Source organism: Pseudomonas sp. LBUM1676 (genome assembly GCF_059695605.1).
This window is the reverse complement of record NZ_CP166777.1, coordinates 1,287,493-1,303,773: the sequence shown is the minus strand read 5'-3', so window position 1 is coordinate 1,303,773 and position 16,281 is coordinate 1,287,493. Positions and strand designations below refer to the sequence as shown.

At 60.9% G+C, this 16,281-nt stretch carries 14 protein-coding genes and 1 tRNA gene; 10 read left to right on the top strand and 5 right to left on the bottom strand.

Features of this window, described 5'->3' with window-relative positions; all coding sequences use genetic code 11:
* Window positions 1-62: 62 nt before the first annotated feature.
* The 10 genes from ACA041_RS05935 (at window position 63) to ACA041_RS05890 (ending at window position 12,315) form a co-directional block, all read left to right on the top strand.
* Complete coding sequence (locus tag ACA041_RS05935; RefSeq protein WP_497442013.1) at window positions 63-818, top strand: methyl-accepting chemotaxis protein; 756 nt, start codon at window positions 63-65, stop codon at window positions 816-818.
* Between the two features lie 194 nt (window positions 819-1,012).
* Window positions 1,013-2,362: a CoA transferase gene (locus tag ACA041_RS05930; protein WP_497440284.1), complete on the top strand. Its 1,350-nt coding sequence runs from the start codon at window positions 1,013-1,015 to the stop codon at window positions 2,360-2,362.
* A gap of 239 nt (window positions 2,363-2,601) precedes the next feature.
* Complete coding sequence (locus ACA041_RS05925) at window positions 2,602-2,955, top strand: DUF5064 family protein (protein ID WP_497440283.1); 354 nt, start codon at window positions 2,602-2,604, stop codon at window positions 2,953-2,955.
* A 209-nt stretch (window positions 2,956-3,164) separates the two neighbouring features.
* On the top strand, window positions 3,165-4,673 hold the full coding sequence (gene gcsR / locus ACA041_RS05920; RefSeq protein WP_497440282.1) for a transcriptional regulator GcsR: 1,509 nt from the start codon (window positions 3,165-3,167) through the stop codon (window positions 4,671-4,673).
* Window positions 4,674-5,109: 436 nt separating this feature from the next.
* Complete coding sequence (gene gcvH / locus ACA041_RS05915; protein ID WP_497440281.1) at window positions 5,110-5,493, top strand: glycine cleavage system protein GcvH; 384 nt, start codon at window positions 5,110-5,112, stop codon at window positions 5,491-5,493.
* 11 nt (window positions 5,494-5,504) lie between these two features.
* Window positions 5,505-8,372 carry an aminomethyl-transferring glycine dehydrogenase gene (gene gcvP, locus ACA041_RS05910; RefSeq protein ID WP_497440280.1) on the top strand — a complete coding sequence of 956 codons (2,868 nt, stop codon included), beginning with the start codon at window positions 5,505-5,507 and terminating at the stop codon, window positions 8,370-8,372.
* 202 nt (window positions 8,373-8,574) lie between these two features.
* On the top strand, window positions 8,575-9,951 hold the full coding sequence (locus tag ACA041_RS05905) for an L-serine ammonia-lyase (protein WP_497440279.1): 1,377 nt from the start codon (window positions 8,575-8,577) through the stop codon (window positions 9,949-9,951).
* Window positions 9,952-9,990: 39 nt separating this feature from the next.
* Window positions 9,991-11,115: a glycine cleavage system aminomethyltransferase GcvT gene (gcvT, locus tag ACA041_RS05900; RefSeq protein ID WP_497440278.1), complete on the top strand. Its 1,125-nt coding sequence runs from the start codon at window positions 9,991-9,993 to the stop codon at window positions 11,113-11,115.
* Window positions 11,116-11,517: 402 nt separating this feature from the next.
* Window positions 11,518-11,730, top strand: coding sequence for a cold-shock protein (locus tag ACA041_RS05895; protein WP_003175786.1), 213 nt, complete (start codon window positions 11,518-11,520; stop codon window positions 11,728-11,730).
* A 96-nt stretch (window positions 11,731-11,826) separates the two neighbouring features.
* Entirely contained in the window at window positions 11,827-12,315 is a 489-nt protein-coding gene (locus ACA041_RS05890) for an RDD family protein (protein ID WP_497440277.1), read from the top strand.
* Window positions 12,316-12,463: 148 nt separating this feature from the next.
* Here the strand turns inward: ACA041_RS05890 and nadA are convergent, their stop codons facing one another.
* The 5 genes from nadA to ybgF all read right to left on the bottom strand — a co-directional run bounded on the left by nadA (window position 12,464) and on the right by ybgF (window position 16,281).
* Window positions 12,464-13,522: a quinolinate synthase NadA gene (nadA, locus tag ACA041_RS05885; protein ID WP_497440276.1), complete on the bottom strand. Its 1,059-nt coding sequence runs from the start codon at window positions 13,520-13,522 to the stop codon at window positions 12,464-12,466.
* Window positions 13,523-13,794: 272 nt separating this feature from the next.
* Window positions 13,795-13,870: transfer RNA gene (locus ACA041_RS05880), tRNA-Lys, on the bottom strand.
* A 63-nt stretch (window positions 13,871-13,933) separates the two neighbouring features.
* On the bottom strand, window positions 13,934-14,626 hold the full coding sequence (gene queC, locus ACA041_RS05875; RefSeq protein WP_497440275.1) for a 7-cyano-7-deazaguanine synthase QueC: 693 nt from the start codon (window positions 14,624-14,626) through the stop codon (window positions 13,934-13,936).
* A gap of 1 nt (window position 14,627) precedes the next feature.
* On the bottom strand, window positions 14,628-15,275 hold the full coding sequence (gene queE, locus ACA041_RS05870) for a 7-carboxy-7-deazaguanine synthase QueE (RefSeq protein ID WP_497440274.1): 648 nt from the start codon (window positions 15,273-15,275) through the stop codon (window positions 14,628-14,630).
* Between the two features lie 166 nt (window positions 15,276-15,441).
* Window positions 15,442-16,281, bottom strand: coding sequence for a tol-pal system protein YbgF (gene ybgF, locus ACA041_RS05865; RefSeq protein ID WP_497440273.1), 840 nt, complete (start codon window positions 16,279-16,281; stop codon window positions 15,442-15,444).

Genomic DNA, 16,281 nt, shown 5'->3' with positions numbered 1-16,281 from the left:
TCACCGACGCCCGCGGCACGGCCGACCAATCCTCGGAAATCGCCCGCCAGACCAGCGAAGGCATGCAGGTGCAGTTCCGGGAAATCGACCAGGTGGCCACCGCGTCCAACGAAATGAGCGCTACCGCTCATGACGTCGCCAACAGCGCATCCAACGCCGCCAACGCTGCAAAAGGCGCCGATCAGTCGGCCCGCGATGGCCTGTCGATCATCGAGCGCAGCACCCGCGACATCAATCAGCTGGCCGACGAAGTCAGCAAGGCGGTGACTGAAGTTGAAGCACTGGCGGTCAACAGCGAACAGATCGGTTCGGTGCTGGAAGTGATCCGCAGCATCGCCGAGCAAACCAACCTGCTGGCGCTCAACGCCGCCATCGAAGCGGCCCGTGCCGGCGAGAGCGGGCGCGGGTTTGCGGTGGTTGCCGACGAAGTACGCAACCTGGCCAAACGCACGCAAGACTCGGTGGAAGAAATCCGCCTGGTGATCGAGCGTATCCAAAGCGCCACCCGCGGCGTGGTGGCCACCATGCATTCAAGCCAGACCCAGGCCCACAGCAATGCCGGGCAGATCCAGCAAGCAGTCCAGGCCTTGAGTAAAATCAGCGACGCGGTCACCGTGATCAGCGACATGAACCTGCAAATTGCCAGCGCCGCCGAACAGCAAAGCGCCGTGGCCGAAGAGGTCAATCGCAACGTTTCGGCCATCCGCACCGTCACCGAAACCCTGACCGGCCAAGCCACCGAATCGGCGCAGATCAGCAGCCACCTCAATGCCCTGACCACCCGCCAGATGAAACTGATGGATCAGTTCCGGGTGTAGCAACCCATCACATTTGCCGTGGGAACCGGGTTGCCTGCGATGGCGGAGTGTCAGTCAACAGAGATGTCGGCTGATACACCGCCTTCGCTGGCAAGCCAGCTCCTACAGGGTCGGATGTTCGGCCAGCAATCGGGGATTCATCCGGGCGGACTGTGTTTGATCTATGCTCGAGCTCTCGCTCCGGAGGGCCTTCGATGACTGATCTGCTCACGTCCGTTCAAGCCGCACTCGGCTTGCCCCACACCCCCATCCCGTTCACCTCGAGGGGCGCCCTGCCCTCGGCGTTTGCCGTGACTGACCTGGCCTGCGCCAGCATTGGCGCCGCCGGCCAGGCCATCAGCGAATTACTCAACCAGCAAACCGGTCGCTTGCCCAACCTTGAGGTCGACCGACGCCTGGCCTCGTTCTGGTTCTCGACTTCGATCCGTCCGGCGGGCTGGAGCGTGCCACCGCTGTGGGATCCGGTCGCGGGAGACTACGCGACCAGGGACGGCTGGATCCGCCTGTACACCAACGCGCCCCATCACCGCGCCGCGGCCGAAAAAGTGCTGGGTGCCTGTGCCGACCGCGCAGCGATGGCGAGCAAGGTTGCGCAATGGGCCAAAACCGACCTGGAACAAGCCGTGGTCGATGCCGGTGGCTGCGCCGCCGAGATGCGATCCCGGGCGCAGTGGCAGGCTCATCCTCAAGGTCAGGCGGTGAACGCCGAACCGCTAATCCAGTTCGCCGCCAACAACCGTCAAGTCGCAACACCGTGGCAGGGTTCGGTGGCGCAGCCGCTGGCCGGGATCAAGGTGCTGGATTTGACCCGGGTGCTCGCCGGCCCCGTCGCCAGCCGCTTTCTCGCCGGCCTTGGCGCTGACGTATTGCGTATCGACCCACCGACCTGGGACGAACCGGGCGTGGTGCCCGAGGTTACCCTGGGCAAACGCTGTGCGCGTCTGGACCTGCATGACAAGACCGATCGTTGCCTGTTCGAAAGCCTGCTCAAGGACGCGGACATCCTGCTCCACGGCTACCGTGCCGACGCCCTGGAGCGACTGGGTTACGGTGTCGCCGAGCGCCGGCAGCTGGCGCCCGGTCTGGTCGACGTCTGCCTCAATGCCTACGGCTGGAGCGGCCCGTGGCAGAACCGCCGTGGCTTCGACAGCCTGGTGCAGATGAGCAGCGGCATTGCCGAAGCGGGCATGCAATGGAAACACGCGGACAAACCGACACCCTTGCCCTTGCAAGCGCTCGATCACGCCACCGGGTATTTGATGGCGGCCAGCGCGATCAGGCTATTGGCGCAGCGGTTGAGCAGCGGACAAGGTGGCTCGGCGCGGTTGTCGCTGGCGCGGACGGCGAAATTATTGATCGAGGCTGGCGCGGGGTCGGATGTGCCGTTGCGGGCGGAAGAGGAAAGCGATCAGGGATTGTTGGTTGAACAGACGCCCTGGGGGCCGGCGCATCGATTGCAGGTGCCGCTGAAGATTATCGGGACGCCGTTGCAGTGGGCGCTTCCGGCTGCTGAATTGGGTTCCCACCGCGCGCAGTGGTGGTAACTGTCCGATTGCTTTCGCGAGCAGGCTCGCTCCCACAGTAGCCCGGGTTTACCTGAACGAACGCGGTCAAATGTGGGAGCGAGCCTGCTCGCGAAGGGGCCCGACCCGTCGCTACGCCAACAGCAACCTCATATCCTCTCCACTTTCGTTAGGTCCATCGTTAGTTACCAGTAAAAGAAACTCTCGGGGCAGGCCCGAGGTCTGCCTTGATTCAATGCCTATTTGATGGAGAGACGCCAATGGCCACGTTCGAGCCCGGTCACCTGCACATCGAGCGTCACGCGCTGAACGACGATGATTACAGCTACAACCTGAGCATCGACTATGCAGTCAGCCAGGAGCCCGAGGAAGGCATGCTGTTCAAGATGCATGGCTCGGTGGAAGACAAGGAACTGAATGAAGAATTCTTCCTGCCTAAGGACCAGGCCTTCGACTTCGCCCGCCATGCCACACGTATCGCGCAGAAATACGGACTTCCCAAGGAAGCCAGCATCGGTTCGATGCACAAGGAATACGACGCGATGTTTGAAGATGTGCGGGCGCAGCTGGATGTGAAATCCGGCGACCCGGTAAAACCTGAGCACCTGGAATAATTGCTCCCCAACCCTGTGGGAGCGAGCCTGCTCGCGAAAGCAATCTGACATTCAACGTTGACGTCGACTGACACACCGCCTTCGCGAGCAAGCCGGTCTTGCTCCCACAGGAGATCATCATTGCATTGAAGTCCTGCGCAGGATTTCACCATTGGCCCTCCCCAAGGCATACTTGCCACCCTCCGCACTCCAGAACCAAAAACCGCCCCATGCGTATCCACGTCAGTTTCATCGACCGCGTCGGCATTACCCAGGAAGTCCTGGCCTTGCTCGGTGGGCGCAATCTCAATCTGGATGCGGTGGAGATGGTGCCGCCCAACGTCTACATCGACGCCCCGACCCTGAGCCCGCAGGTCCTCGAAGAACTGCGCGATGCGTTGTTCAGCGTCCATGGCGTGCAGGCGGTGACGGTGGTCGACATCCTGCCCGGCCAGCGTCGGCACCTGCAACTCGATGCGCTGCTCGCGGCCATGACGGACCCGGTGCTGGCCCTGGACAGCGCCGGCAAGGTGCTGCTGGCCAACCCGGCGCTGATCGCCCTCTACGGTCGCGAACCGGCCGGTGAAAGCGTCGCCGACCTGTTCGCCGACGCGGCCCTGCTGGACGCGCTGCTGGAACACGGCTTCCGTCTGCCTCTGCGCGAGATCACCGTCAACGGCCAGACCCTGTTGCTGGACGCCACGCCAATCACCGACGCTGGCGCCCTGCTGACCCTGTATCAACCAAACCGCATCGGCGAACGGCTCTCGGCGCTGCATCACGACCATGCCGAGGGTTTCGATGCATTGCTGGGCGAGTCCCCGTCGATTCGTACCCTCAAGGCCCGCGCTCAACGGGTCGCGGCCCTCGATGCGCCCTTGTTGATCCAGGGCGAAACCGGCACCGGCAAAGAACTGGTGGCCCGCGCCTGTCACGCCATCAGTGCGCGACACAGCTCGCCGTTCCTGGCGCTGAACTGCGCGGCATTGCCGGAGAACCTCGCCGAAAGCGAGCTGTTCGGCTACGCCCCCGGCGCCTTCACCGGCGCACAACGGGGCGGCAAACCGGGGCTGATGGAACTGGCGAACCAGGGCACGGTGTTTCTCGACGAGATCGGCGAGATGTCGCCATACCTGCAGGCGAAATTGCTGCGGTTTCTCAATGACGGCAGCTTCCGTCGTGTGGGTGGTGATCGTGAGGTCAAGGTCAACGTACGGATCCTCAGCGCGACTCACCGCAACCTGGAAAAAATGGTCAGCGAAGGATCGTTCCGCGAAGACCTGTTCTATCGCCTCAACGTTCTGAACGTCGAAGTCCCGCCCCTGCGCGAACGCGGCCAGGACATCCTGCTGCTGGCGCGCTATTTCATGCAGCAGGCCTGCGCGCAGATCCAGCGTCCGGTCTGTCGCCTGGCGCCGGGCACCTATCCGGCATTGCTGGGTAACCGCTGGCCGGGCAACGTGCGGCAACTGCAGAACGTGATCTTCCGTGCTGCGGCGATTTGCGAAAGCAGCCTGGTGGACATTGGCGACCTGGACATCGCCGGCACCTCCGTGGCGCGTCAGAGCGACAGCGAAGTCGACAGCCTCGAACAAGCCATGGAAGAGTTCGAAAAGGCACTGCTGGAAAAACTCTACGTCAGCTACCCCTCGACCCGCCAGCTGGCCAGCCGCCTGCAGACCTCCCACACGGCAATTGCCCATCGACTACGCAAGTACGGCATTCCCAACAAGCCCTGAAATTGCCCAAACACACCGTAGCCCCCTGTGGGAGCCAGCCTGCTGGCGATTGCGGTGTGTCAGGCAAAAAAGATGTCGACTGACATAACCTCATCGCCAGCAGGCTGGCTCCCACAGGTTCTGTGTTCATACTGAATCCTGTTCAAAAACGACCTCCATCTGTACTGAAAGCGCTACAGCGGAATGATATCGCTACACCCTCCTCCGATCACCGCTGCGCAAGGCTTTGATCCACCTAGGCTTTTTTCTTCGCCTCCAGCTGTAGCGTTTTCGCTACAGTCATTCAGTCTCGGTTTTCGCCAAAACAACATAAGCCTTTGATTTATAACGAATAAATAACATTGGCCGCAAATTTGCTTAGTAACCACTCATAAATCAGGGCATTGCCCAGCATTCCATCGCGTCCACCAGACGAGTCTGGCCCCAAGGAGTTTCCATGAGCGAATTGCGTTTTACTGAAGATCACGAATGGCTGCGCACCGAAGCTGACGGCAGCGTTACAGTCGGCATCACCGCTTTCGCGCAGAACGCCCTGGGCGATGTGGTTTTCGTACAACTGCCTGAGCTGCAGTCCTACGACAAAGGCGCTGAAGCCGCCACCGTGGAATCGGTAAAAGCGGCCAGCGGCGTGTACATGCCACTGGACGGAGAAGTGCTGGAAGTGAACCCGGCACTCGACAGCAGCCCTGAACTGGTCAACGAAGATCCGCTGGGCGAAGGCTGGTTCTTCCGCTTCCAGCCAACCGACGCCTCGGCTGTCGCCAGACTGCTCGATCAGGACGCCTACGACCGTCTGATCAAAGCCAACGCCGAAGCCTGAGGAGCGCGAACATGACTCAAGTACTTCCTGTTTCTGTAAATGTGACCACCGCCAACGAATTCATCGCCCGCCACATCGGCCCGCGTTCCGGCGACGAGCAAGCCATGCTCAACAGCCTCGGTTTCGACTCTCTGGAAGCCCTGAGCGCCAGCGTCATTCCCGAAAGCATTAAAGGCACCAGCGTCCTCGGCATGGACGACGGCCTGAGTGAAGCCGATGCCCTGGCGTTGATCAAATCCATCGCCGGCAAAAACCAGCTGTTCAAGACCTACATCGGCCAGGGCTACTACGGCACCCACACGCCATCACCGATCCTGCGCAACCTGCTGGAAAACCCGGCCTGGTACACCGCCTACACCCCATACCAGCCGGAGATTTCCCAGGGCCGCCTCGAAGCGCTGCTGAACTTCCAGACGCTGATCAGCGACCTGACCGGCCTGCCGATCGCCAATGCCTCGCTGCTCGATGAAGCCACCGCCGCCGCCGAAGCCATGACCTTCTGCAAGCGCCTGAGCAAGAACAAGGGCAGCCACGCGTTCTTCGCTTCGGTGCATTGCCACCCGCAAACCCTCGACGTACTGCGCACCCGTGCCGAGCCTTTGGGCATCGACGTCGTCGTCGGTGACGAGCTTGAACTGACTGACGTGACGCCATTCTTCGGCGCCCTGCTGCAGTACCCGGCGAGCAACGGTGATGTGTTCGACTACCGCGAACTGACCGAACGCTTCCACGCCGCCAACGCCCTGGTCGCGGTCGCCGCTGACCTGCTGGCCCTGACCGTGCTGACCCCGCCGGGCGAATTCGGCGCCGACGTCGCCATCGGCAGCGCGCAACGCTTCGGCGTGCCGCTGGGCTTCGGTGGCCCGCACGCCGCTTACTTCTCGACTAAAGATGCGTTCAAGCGCGACATGCCCGGCCGTCTGGTCGGCGTCTCGGTGGACCGTTTCGGCAAACCGGCGCTGCGCCTGGCGATGCAGACCCGCGAACAACACATCCGTCGCGAAAAGGCCACCAGCAACATCTGCACCGCGCAAGTGCTGCTGGCCAACATCGCCAGCATGTACGCCGTGTACCACGGTCCGAAAGGCCTGACGCAGATCGCCAATCGTGTACATCACCTGACCGCGATTCTGGCCAAGGGCTTGAGCGCTTTGGGTCTGAGCGTTGAGCAGGAAAGCTTCTTCGACACCCTGACGATCAAGACCGGTGCGCAAACTGCCGCGCTGCACGACAAGGCGCGTGCCCAGCAGATCAATCTGCGCGTAATCGATGGCGAACGTCTGGGCCTGTCCCTCGACGAAACCACTTCGCAAGCTGACGTGGAAACCCTGTGGGCCCTGCTGGCCGAAGGCAAAACCCTGCCGGACTTCGCGGCATTGGCTGCAAGCGTTGAAAGCACGATCCCGGCAGCGCTGGTTCGCCAGTCGCCAATCCTCAGCCACCCGGTGTTCAACCGTTACCATTCGGAAACCGAGCTGATGCGCTACCTGCGCAAGCTCGCCGACAAGGACCTGGCCCTGGATCGCACCATGATCCCGCTGGGTTCCTGCACCATGAAACTCAACGCCGCCAGCGAAATGATCCCGGTGACCTGGGCTGAATTCGGCGCCCTGCATCCGTTCGCTCCGGCCGAGCAAAGCGCCGGCTACCAGCAACTGACCGACGAACTGGAAGCGATGCTCTGCGCCGCCACCGGTTACGATTCGATCTCGCTGCAACCGAACGCCGGTTCCCAAGGTGAATACGCCGGCCTGCTGGCGATTCGCGCTTATCACCAGAGCCGCGGCGAAGACCGTCGCGACATCTGCCTGATCCCCTCGTCCGCCCATGGCACCAACCCTGCGACCGCCAACATGGCCGGTATGCGCGTGGTCGTGACCGCCTGCGATGCCCGTGGCAACGTCGACATCGAAGACCTGCGCGCCAAGGCCATCGAGCACCGCGAACACCTCGCCGCGCTGATGATCACCTATCCATCGACCCACGGCGTGTTCGAGGAAGGCATCCGCGAAATCTGCGGCATCATTCATGACAACGGCGGCCAGGTGTACATCGACGGCGCCAACATGAACGCCATGGTCGGCCTCTGCGCCCCGGGCAAGTTCGGCGGCGACGTGTCGCACCTGAACCTGCACAAGACCTTCTGCATCCCCCACGGCGGTGGCGGCCCGGGCGTCGGCCCGATTGGCGTTAAATCGCACCTGACCCCGTTCCTGCCGGGCCACGCCCAGATGGAGCGCAAGGAAGGCGCGGTCTGCGCGGCACCGTTCGGCAGTGCGAGCATTCTGCCGATCACCTGGATGTACATCCGGATGATGGGCGGCGCGGGTCTCAAACGCGCCTCGCAACTGGCGATCCTCAATGCCAACTACATTTCCCGTCGCCTTGAAGAGCATTACCCAGTGCTCTACACCGGCAGCAATGGCCTGGTGGCGCACGAATGCATCCTCGACCTGCGCCCGCTGAAAGACAGCAGCGGCATCAGCGTCGATGACGTCGCCAAGCGCCTGATCGACTTCGGCTTCCACGCCCCGACCATGTCGTTCCCGGTGGCTGGCACGCTGATGATCGAGCCAACCGAAAGCGAATCCAAGGAAGAACTGGACCGCTTCTGCGACGCCATGATCCGCATCCGCGAAGAAATCCGCGCAGTGGAAAACGGCACCCTGGACAAGGACGACAACCCGCTGAAAAACGCTCCGCACACCGCGGCAGAGCTGGTCGGCGAGTGGACGCATCCGTACAGCCGCGAGCAAGCGGTGTATCCGGTTGCGTCGCTGATCGACGGCAAGTACTGGCCACCGGTCGGCCGGGTCGACAACGTCTTCGGCGATCGCAACCTGGTTTGCGCCTGCCCGTCGATCGAAAGCTACGCTTAAACCAATGAGGGGCAGGTTTACCTGCCCCTTTTTCCAGAACACCACAAAAACCTGTGGGAGCTGGCCTGCCAGCGATAGCGGTGGATCAATCTCCATTTCTGTTGCCTGACACACTGCCATCGCTGGCAGGCCAGCTCCCACAGGGGAATACACCAAGCCTGATATTCCGCCATTCCCATAACAAGAAAACCGGAGAACAACCATGGCTTTAAGCGTGTTCGACCTGTTCAAGATTGGCATCGGCCCCTCCAGCTCCCACACGGTCGGCCCGATGCGTGCTGCTGCACGTTTCGTCGAAGGCTTGCGCCGTGAAGAGCTGCTGGCCGCGACCGCCTGCGTCAAAGTCGAACTCTATGGATCCCTCGGTGCCACCGGCAAAGGCCACGGCAGCGACAAAGCCGTGCTGCTCGGCCTGGAAGGCGAACACCCGGACACCGTGGACACCGAAACCGTCGCCGCGCGCCTGCAAGACATTCGCGGCAGCGGGCGCTTGAACCTGCTCGGTGAACACAGCATTGCGTTCAACGAAAAAGAACACCTGGCGATGATCCGCAAACCGCTGGCGTATCACCCCAACGGCATGATCTTCCGCGCCTTCGACGCCGCGGGCCTGCAGATCCGCAGCCGCGAGTACTACTCGGTCGGCGGCGGTTTCGTCGTCGATGAAGACGCCGCCGGCGCCGACCGCATCGTCGAAGATGCCACCAAGCTGACCTTCCCGTTTAAAAGCGCCAAGGACCTGCTCGGTCACTGCAGCACCTACGGCTTATCGATCAGCCAGGTGATGCTGACCAACGAAAGTGCCTGGCGCCCGGAAGCGGAAACCCGCGCCGGCCTGTTGAAAATCTGGCAAGTCATGCAGGACTGCGTCGCCGCCGGTTGCCGCAACGAAGGCATTCTGCCCGGTGGTTTGAAGGTTAAACGCCGGGCGGCGGCGCTGCATCGGCAGTTGTGCAAGAACCCGGAATCTTCACTGCGCGATCCGCTGTCGGTACTGGACTGGGTCAATCTGTACGCCCTGGCGGTCAACGAAGAAAACGCCAACGGCGGACGTGTCGTCACTGCGCCTACCAACGGTGCAGCGGGAATCGTCCCGGCCGTGCTCCATTACTACATGCGCTTTATCCCCGGCGCCACCGAAGACGGCGTCGTGCGCTTTCTGCTGACTGCCGCCGCCATCGGCATTTTGTACAAGGAAAACGCCTCGATCTCCGGCGCCGAAGTCGGCTGTCAGGGTGAAGTCGGCGTGGCCTGCTCGATGGCCGCCGGCGCCTTGTGCGAAGTCCTCGGCGGCACCGTGCAGCAAGTGGAAAACGCCGCCGAAATCGGCATGGAACACAACCTCGGCCTGACCTGCGACCCGATCGGCGGGCTGGTGCAAGTACCCTGCATCGAGCGCAATGCCATGGGCTCGGTCAAGGCCATCAATGCGGTGCGCATGGCCCTGCGTGGCGACGGCCAGCACTTCGTCTCCCTCGACAAGGTCATCCGCACCATGCGCCAGACCGGCGCCGACATGAAAAGCAAATACAAGGAAACCGCCCGTGGCGGTTTGGCGGTCAACATTATCGAGTGCTGATGCGCTTACCCGCATCTGCATCATTTTCAGGAGCTGAATATGTCCACCGAACAACTGTCGAAAACCCCGCTGCACGCTCTGCACATCGAACTCGGCGCCCGCATGGTGCCGTTCGCCGGCTATGACATGCCGGTGCAATATCCGCTGGGCGTGATGAAAGAACACCAGCACACCCGTGAGCAGGCCGGGTTGTTCGATGTCTCGCACATGGGCCAGATCCGCCTGACCGGCGCCAATGCCGCCCAGGCCCTCGAGACCCTGGTGCCGGTGGACATCATCGACCTGCCCGAAGGCATGCAGCGCTATGCGATGTTCACCAACGAGACCGGGGGCATTCTCGACGACCTGATGGTCGCCAACCTGGGCAACGACAAACTGTTCCTGGTGGTCAACGCCGCCTGCAAGGATCAGGACCTGGCGCATCTGCGCAAGCACATCGGCGACCAATGCACCATCGAGCCGCTGTTCGAAGAACGCGCGTTACTGGCGTTGCAAGGTCCGGCCGCGGTCACCGTGCTCGCGCGCCTGGCACCTGAAGTTGCGAAGATGACCTTCATGCAGTTCGCCCGCGTGAAACTGTTGGGCGCGGATTGCCTTGTCAGCCGTTCGGGCTACACCGGTGAAGACGGTTTCGAAATCTCCGTCCCGGCCGCCAGCGCCGAAGCCCTGGCTCGCGCCCTGCTGGCCGAACCAGAAGTAGCGGCCATCGGCCTTGGCGCGCGCGATTCCCTGCGCCTGGAAGCCGGCCTGTGCCTCTATGGGCACGACATGAACACCGAGTCGACCCCGATCGAGGCAAGTCTGCTGTGGGCCATCTCCAAACCCCGGCGTGCCGATGGTGCGCGGGCCGGCGGCTTCCCTGGTGCTGACAGCGTATTCGCTCAGCAGCAAGCCGGTGTCAGCCGCAAGCGCGTCGGCCTGTTGCCACAGGAACGCACGCCGGTGCGTGAGGGGGCGGAGATCGTCAACGAGGCAGGAGACATCATCGGTAGCGTATGCAGCGGCGGGTTCGGTCCGACCCTGGGCGGCCCGCTGGCCATGGGTTACCTCGACACGGCTTATACCGCTCTCGATACGCCGGTATGGGCGATCGTGCGTGGGAAAAAGGTGCCTTTGCTTGTAAGCAAACTGCCATTTGTTCCACAACGCTACTACCGTGGCTGATTGACTGTTTCTATAAGTAACGCGATTGCGTTAACAGTGCACTAATGTGTAACGCAATCGCCATAAAACAGTGCAACCCGCCCGCTCTAAGCTTCGTTTATGAACCTTGCTTATAACGATTGAAAACAACTGAACACCTCTAACGCATAAGCCGGCACTAGTTGCGCCTATGGCTGCGCACCCCAGCAAATCCGGGGCGCGCACAGGGCTTGTTTTTTCTCCCGTAGTTGGCGTAGAGTTTGTTCACTGTGTTTGCATGGGTCGCTTGGAATCGTGACCTGGGCAGTAGCCTACAAGTTAGCTACATCCCGTTCGACGTCTTCTTACTCTCCTGCAACCAGCCCCAGTACTCTTTCATGAGAAGGAGACTGTCATTAATTTTTGCGTCAAAGGAAATAAGAAATGTCCCAACGTCAGAGCGGTACCGTCAAGTGGTTTAACGACGAGAAAGGTTTTGGTTTTATCACTCCTGAAAGCGGTCCGGATCTGTTCGTGCATTTCCGCGCCATCCAGGGCAACGGCTTCAAGAGCCTGAAAGAAGGCCAGAAAGTGACTTTCGTCGCTGTGCAAGGCCAGAAAGGCATGCAGGCTGACGAGGTACAGGCAGAAGCCTGACCTTCTGTAACGAAAAAGCCCCTGATGGTGACATCAGGGGCTTTTTTGTGCGCATAAATCCGTAAAATGGCTTCTTTTTTCGCCGAGAGCCCTGCCATGTCGAAACACCTGCTGAAACCCCAGGGCGAATTTCCCGCCGTTGGCCTGGGTCGTCGCCTGGCAGCGATGTTCTATGATTTCCTGCTGTGTACCGCTCTGCTGATTGTCACCAGCGGCATTTACAAGATGATCCAGATGGCGATCCTCGGCGAAGACAAAATGCGCGTCCTGACGGAAGCCGGCGCGCTGGACGGTGACCCGCTGCTCTCGACGGTGCTGCTGTTCGTGTTGTTTGGCTTCTTCGCCAAGTTCTGGACCTGGTCGGGCCAGACCCTGGGCATGCAGGTGTGGTGCATCCGCGTACAGAACGCCGATGGCTCATCCATCAGCCTGTGGCAGGCGCTGCTGCGCTTTGTGGTATCGATCGCTTCGTTGTTGTGCGTCGGGCTGGGGTTCTTCTGGTCGCTGTTCGACAAACAGAAACGCAGCTGGCATGACATGTATTCCAATACCCAGCTCGTCCGGATCCCGAAAAAGACCAAATAATTCAGCCATACGAAAATCACTGTGGGAGCGAGCTTGCTCCGGGCGGCGCTCCGACGATTGCGGTGCATCAGTCAACATTGATATGACTGACAGACCGCTATCGCGAGCAAGCTCGCTCCCACAGGTTTTTTGACTTGACTGAAAGACCTCAGGCGTTGCCGGCCAGCTTCATCCGCGCAGCCTGGGTGAAGTCGAGCATCCGCTTCAACGGCCGAATCGCCTGCGGAATCAACGCCGGATCGACAAAGATCTCGTTCGTCCCTTCCTTCAAGCTCTTCAGCGTGCGCTCAAGGGTATTCATCGCCATCCACGGGCAATGTGCGCAACTGCGGCACGCTGCGCCGTTACCGGCCGTTGGCGCTTCGATGAAGACCTTGTCCGGGCACAGCTGCTGCATCTTGTAGAAGATGCCGCGGTCAGTGGCGACGATCAGCGTCTTGTTCGGCAAGCGCTGCGCCGCCGCGATCAGCTGGCTGGTGGAACCGACGGCATCCGCCAGCTCGATCACCGAAGTCGGCGACTCCGGGTGCACCAGGATCGCTGCATCGGGGTACAGCGCCTTCATGTCCTCGAGCTGCTTGGACTTGAACTCTTCGTGAACGATACAGGCACCGTCCCATAGCAACATGTCCGCGCCGGTCTGGCGCTGGATGTAGGTGCCCAAATGCTTGTCCGGCCCCCAGATGATCGTTTCGCCGTTATCCATCAGGCTTTCGACGATCTCCAGGGCGCAGCTGGACGTCACCACCCAGTCCGCCCGGGCTTTGACCGCTGCCGAGGTGTTGGCATACACCACCACCGTGCGTTCCGGGTGCTGATCGCAGAACGCCGAAAACTCGTCGACCGGGCAACCCAGGTCCAGGGAGCAGGTCGCTTCCAGGGTCGGCATCAGGATGCGTTTTTCAGGGTTGAGGATCTTGGCCGTCTCGCCCATGAACTTCACACCAGCAACGACCACTGTCCTGGCCGGGTGAGCATTGCCGAAGCGGGCCATCTCCAGCGAGTCAGAGACGCAGCCACCGGTTTCTTCGGCCAGGGCCTGAATGACGGGATCGCAATAGAAATGGGCAACCAGCACCGCGTCCTGAGCCCTGAGCTCGGCAGCGATGGCGGCGCGGTAATACGCCTCTTCCTCGGCAGTCAGCGGTTTGGGCTGCTTGGCGTCGAGGTGGGCTTGAACCAGAAGGCGTTCGGAAATCTGCGTCATGTTCGCAAGACCTGCAGGCGCTTTCGCGCGAAAGTCGAGTATACACCCGGCTCCGGACCCTTCAGGGTACCGCCGGGAGAGTGAGTATCATCAGGCATGGACAACATTGGAGCTGCGCAAGGCTACAGAATATCCCGTTGATGCAAAAGATGATTCTGATCTGCGTCACGCGGAGCAGCGCCGGAGCGGTCCGAGCTCAAATCGCGGGCAAAAAAAAATCCGGAAATCCTCACTTGCGTGGGCCTTCCAGACTTTTAAAACTGCTACAAAAATGGTGGGTCGTGTGGGATTCGAACCTACGACCAATTGGTTAAAAGCCAACTGCTCTACCAACTGAGCTAACGACCCGCTGTGTGGTGGCGCGTATAATACTGATTTTTAAGGACTATTCAACACCTAATTTGAAATAAATCAAAAATAAGGTGTCGGGTCGCTGATTCCGGCCGCCGCGAAGCCTTCCGCACGCAGGCGGCAGCTGTCGCATTTGCCGCAGGCACGGCCGTTATCGTCGGCCTGATAGCAGGAAACGGTCAGGCCATAGTCGACACCAAGCTTTACGCCTGCCTGGACGATTTGCGCCTTGCTGAGGTTCTGCAGTGGCGCCTGAATACGGAAGCCATTGCCCTCTACACCGGCCTTCGTCGCCAGATTGGCCATGCGCTCGAAGGATTCGATGAACTCGGGACGGCAGTCCGGGTAACCGGAATAATCCACCGCATTCACGCCGATAAAGATGTCACGCGCGCCGAGCACTTCAGCCCACCCCAACGCCAGGGACAGAAACACCGTGTTGCGCGCCGGTACGTAGGTCACCGGAATACCTTCGCCCGCTTCTTCTGGCACATCGATGCTGCTGTCGGTCAGTGCCGAACCGCCGATACCGTTCAGGTTCAGGCCAATCACCTTGTGCTCCACGACACCCAAGTCTCGCGCGACACGCTCGGCCGCGTACAACTCGGCGTGAGAGCGTTGACCGTAATCGAAGCTCATGGTGTAGCAGCTGTAGCCTTCGGCACGGGCCATGGCCACGACCGTCGCCGAGTCGAGGCCGCCGGACAGCAGGATGACCGCACGTTTTTCGGTAGTGTTCAATTGCTCAGTCATGTCAGCGCCCCGGCTCGTCATTCCAAAGATATTTATGCAGCTGCAATTGCAGGCGCACTGGCAGGTTGTCCGCCACCACCCAGTCCGCCAGGTCCCGAGCATTCAGGTCGTGGTGACTTGGCGAGAACAGCACTTCGCCGGCACGCTGATCCAGACCGTACTGAATCAGCTTGGACACGGCCCAGTCGTAGTCTTCCCGCGAGCAGATGACAAACTTCACCTGATCGTTGGGCGTCAGCAGCTCGATGTTCTCGTAGCGGTTGCGGTGTGCTTCTTTCGAGCCCGGGGTTTTCAGGTCGACGACGCGACTGACCCGGGAATCTACCGCCGAGATGTCGAGCGCACCACTGGTTTCCAGTGACACTTCGTAACCGGCGTCGCACAACTGCTTGAGCAATGGGATGGCATTGGGTTGGGCCAGGGGCTCGCCGCCCGTGACACACACATAACGCGGACGATAGCCGGCCACTTGCTCGAGGATGTCGTCGAGGGAGCGAACGGTGCCGCCGCTGAACGCATAGGCGCTGTCGCAGTATTGGCAACGCAATGGGCAACCGGTCAGGCGCACAAAAACAGTGGGCAGCCCGGCAGTCCGCGTTTCCCCCTGCAACGAGTAGAAAACTTCGGTGATTCTCAATGTGTCTTGCATAGTCGCCACGGGCATGACAGCTAAACAGGCTGTCCGCCTCCGTCAGGCACTTCAAGGAACCCCGCCAACGCGCAGATCCCAAAAAGCGTGTTTCATAAAAAGGGCGTGAATTCTAACGAAAAAACCCGCGACTAGCGCGGGTTTCTTCGAAACAGGTCAAGCAGCCTTACATTTTCTGCAGATCGCGCTGGGCCAGCTGTGCGGCGGAAGTGCCCGGATATTGGGACACAACCTGCTGCAGAATGCCTTTGACCTTGTCTGGATGACCGAGGCGGCGCTCTACATCAGCGAGCTTGTACAGCGAATCAGGCACTTTGTTGTGCTTGGGATACAACTGCGAAACCTTGGCAAATGCCTGGCCTGCGCCTTGCAGATCACCTTTGGCCAGGTTCACTTCGCCCAACCAGTACTGGGCGTTGCCCGCGTACTGGCTGTTCGGGTATTTGCGCAGGAATGCGGCAAAAGCCTGGCTGGCCTTGCCGAAATCCTTGGCCTTGATCAGGTCGAAGGCTGCATCGTAGTACAGTTTTTCCTTCGCCGGATCCGCCGGTTCGCTGCCCGCGGCAGGTGCCTGAGCGGCGGCCGCTCCCGCACCTGCGCCGGCTGCCGCACCGGGGGCGTTCAAGTCGCCACCGGTGGAAGAATTATCAGGAGTCGCGGCTGGTGCAACGCCGGATCCTATGCGCCGATCAAGATCCTGATATCGCTCCAGGCTTTCCTGCTTCATGCGCGCTACATCATTTTGCAGAACTTCGATGATGCCTTGTTGGCGCGAGATCTGCTCCTGCATCGATTGCAGTTGGTTGAACAGCTCGCCCTGTGCCGAGACAGGGGCCGAAACCCCTCCCCCGGCATAGGCGCCGTTCGTACCGTAACCTGCAGGCGGATAACTGCTCCCGCTATTGTTATAGCCGGAGTTGTCCTCGACCACAGGAACCGCAGCCCACACCGCAAGCGGTGCGAGGCTGAGAGCCAAGACAGTTACAGCACGACGGCACGTTCGCAT

Coding starts and splice junctions, on each gene's coding strand:
- ACA041_RS05935 (WP_497442013.1), top strand. CDS start 63: ATGCAGGTGCAGTTCCGGGAAATCGACCAGGTGGCCACCGCGTCCAAC.
- ACA041_RS05930 (WP_497440284.1), top strand. CDS start 1,013: ATGACTGATCTGCTCACGTCCGTTCAAGCCGCACTCGGCTTGCCCCAC.
- ACA041_RS05925 (WP_497440283.1), top strand. CDS start 2,602: ATGGCCACGTTCGAGCCCGGTCACCTGCACATCGAGCGTCACGCGCTG.
- gcsR (WP_497440282.1), top strand. CDS start 3,165: ATGCGTATCCACGTCAGTTTCATCGACCGCGTCGGCATTACCCAGGAA.
- gcvH (WP_497440281.1), top strand. CDS start 5,110: ATGAGCGAATTGCGTTTTACTGAAGATCACGAATGGCTGCGCACCGAA.
- gcvP (WP_497440280.1), top strand. CDS start 5,505: ATGACTCAAGTACTTCCTGTTTCTGTAAATGTGACCACCGCCAACGAA.
- ACA041_RS05905 (WP_497440279.1), top strand. CDS start 8,575: ATGGCTTTAAGCGTGTTCGACCTGTTCAAGATTGGCATCGGCCCCTCC.
- gcvT (WP_497440278.1), top strand. CDS start 9,991: ATGTCCACCGAACAACTGTCGAAAACCCCGCTGCACGCTCTGCACATC.
- ACA041_RS05895 (WP_003175786.1), top strand. CDS start 11,518: ATGTCCCAACGTCAGAGCGGTACCGTCAAGTGGTTTAACGACGAGAAA.
- ACA041_RS05890 (WP_497440277.1), top strand. CDS start 11,827: ATGTCGAAACACCTGCTGAAACCCCAGGGCGAATTTCCCGCCGTTGGC.
- nadA (WP_497440276.1), bottom strand. CDS start 13,522: ATGACGCAGATTTCCGAACGCCTTCTGGTTCAAGCCCACCTCGACGCC.
- queC (WP_497440275.1), bottom strand. CDS start 14,626: ATGACTGAGCAATTGAACACTACCGAAAAACGTGCGGTCATCCTGCTG.
- queE (WP_497440274.1), bottom strand. CDS start 15,275: ATGCAAGACACATTGAGAATCACCGAAGTTTTCTACTCGTTGCAGGGG.
- ybgF (WP_497440273.1), bottom strand. CDS start 16,281: ATGCGAACGTGCCGTCGTGCTGTAACTGTCTTGGCTCTCAGCCTCGCA.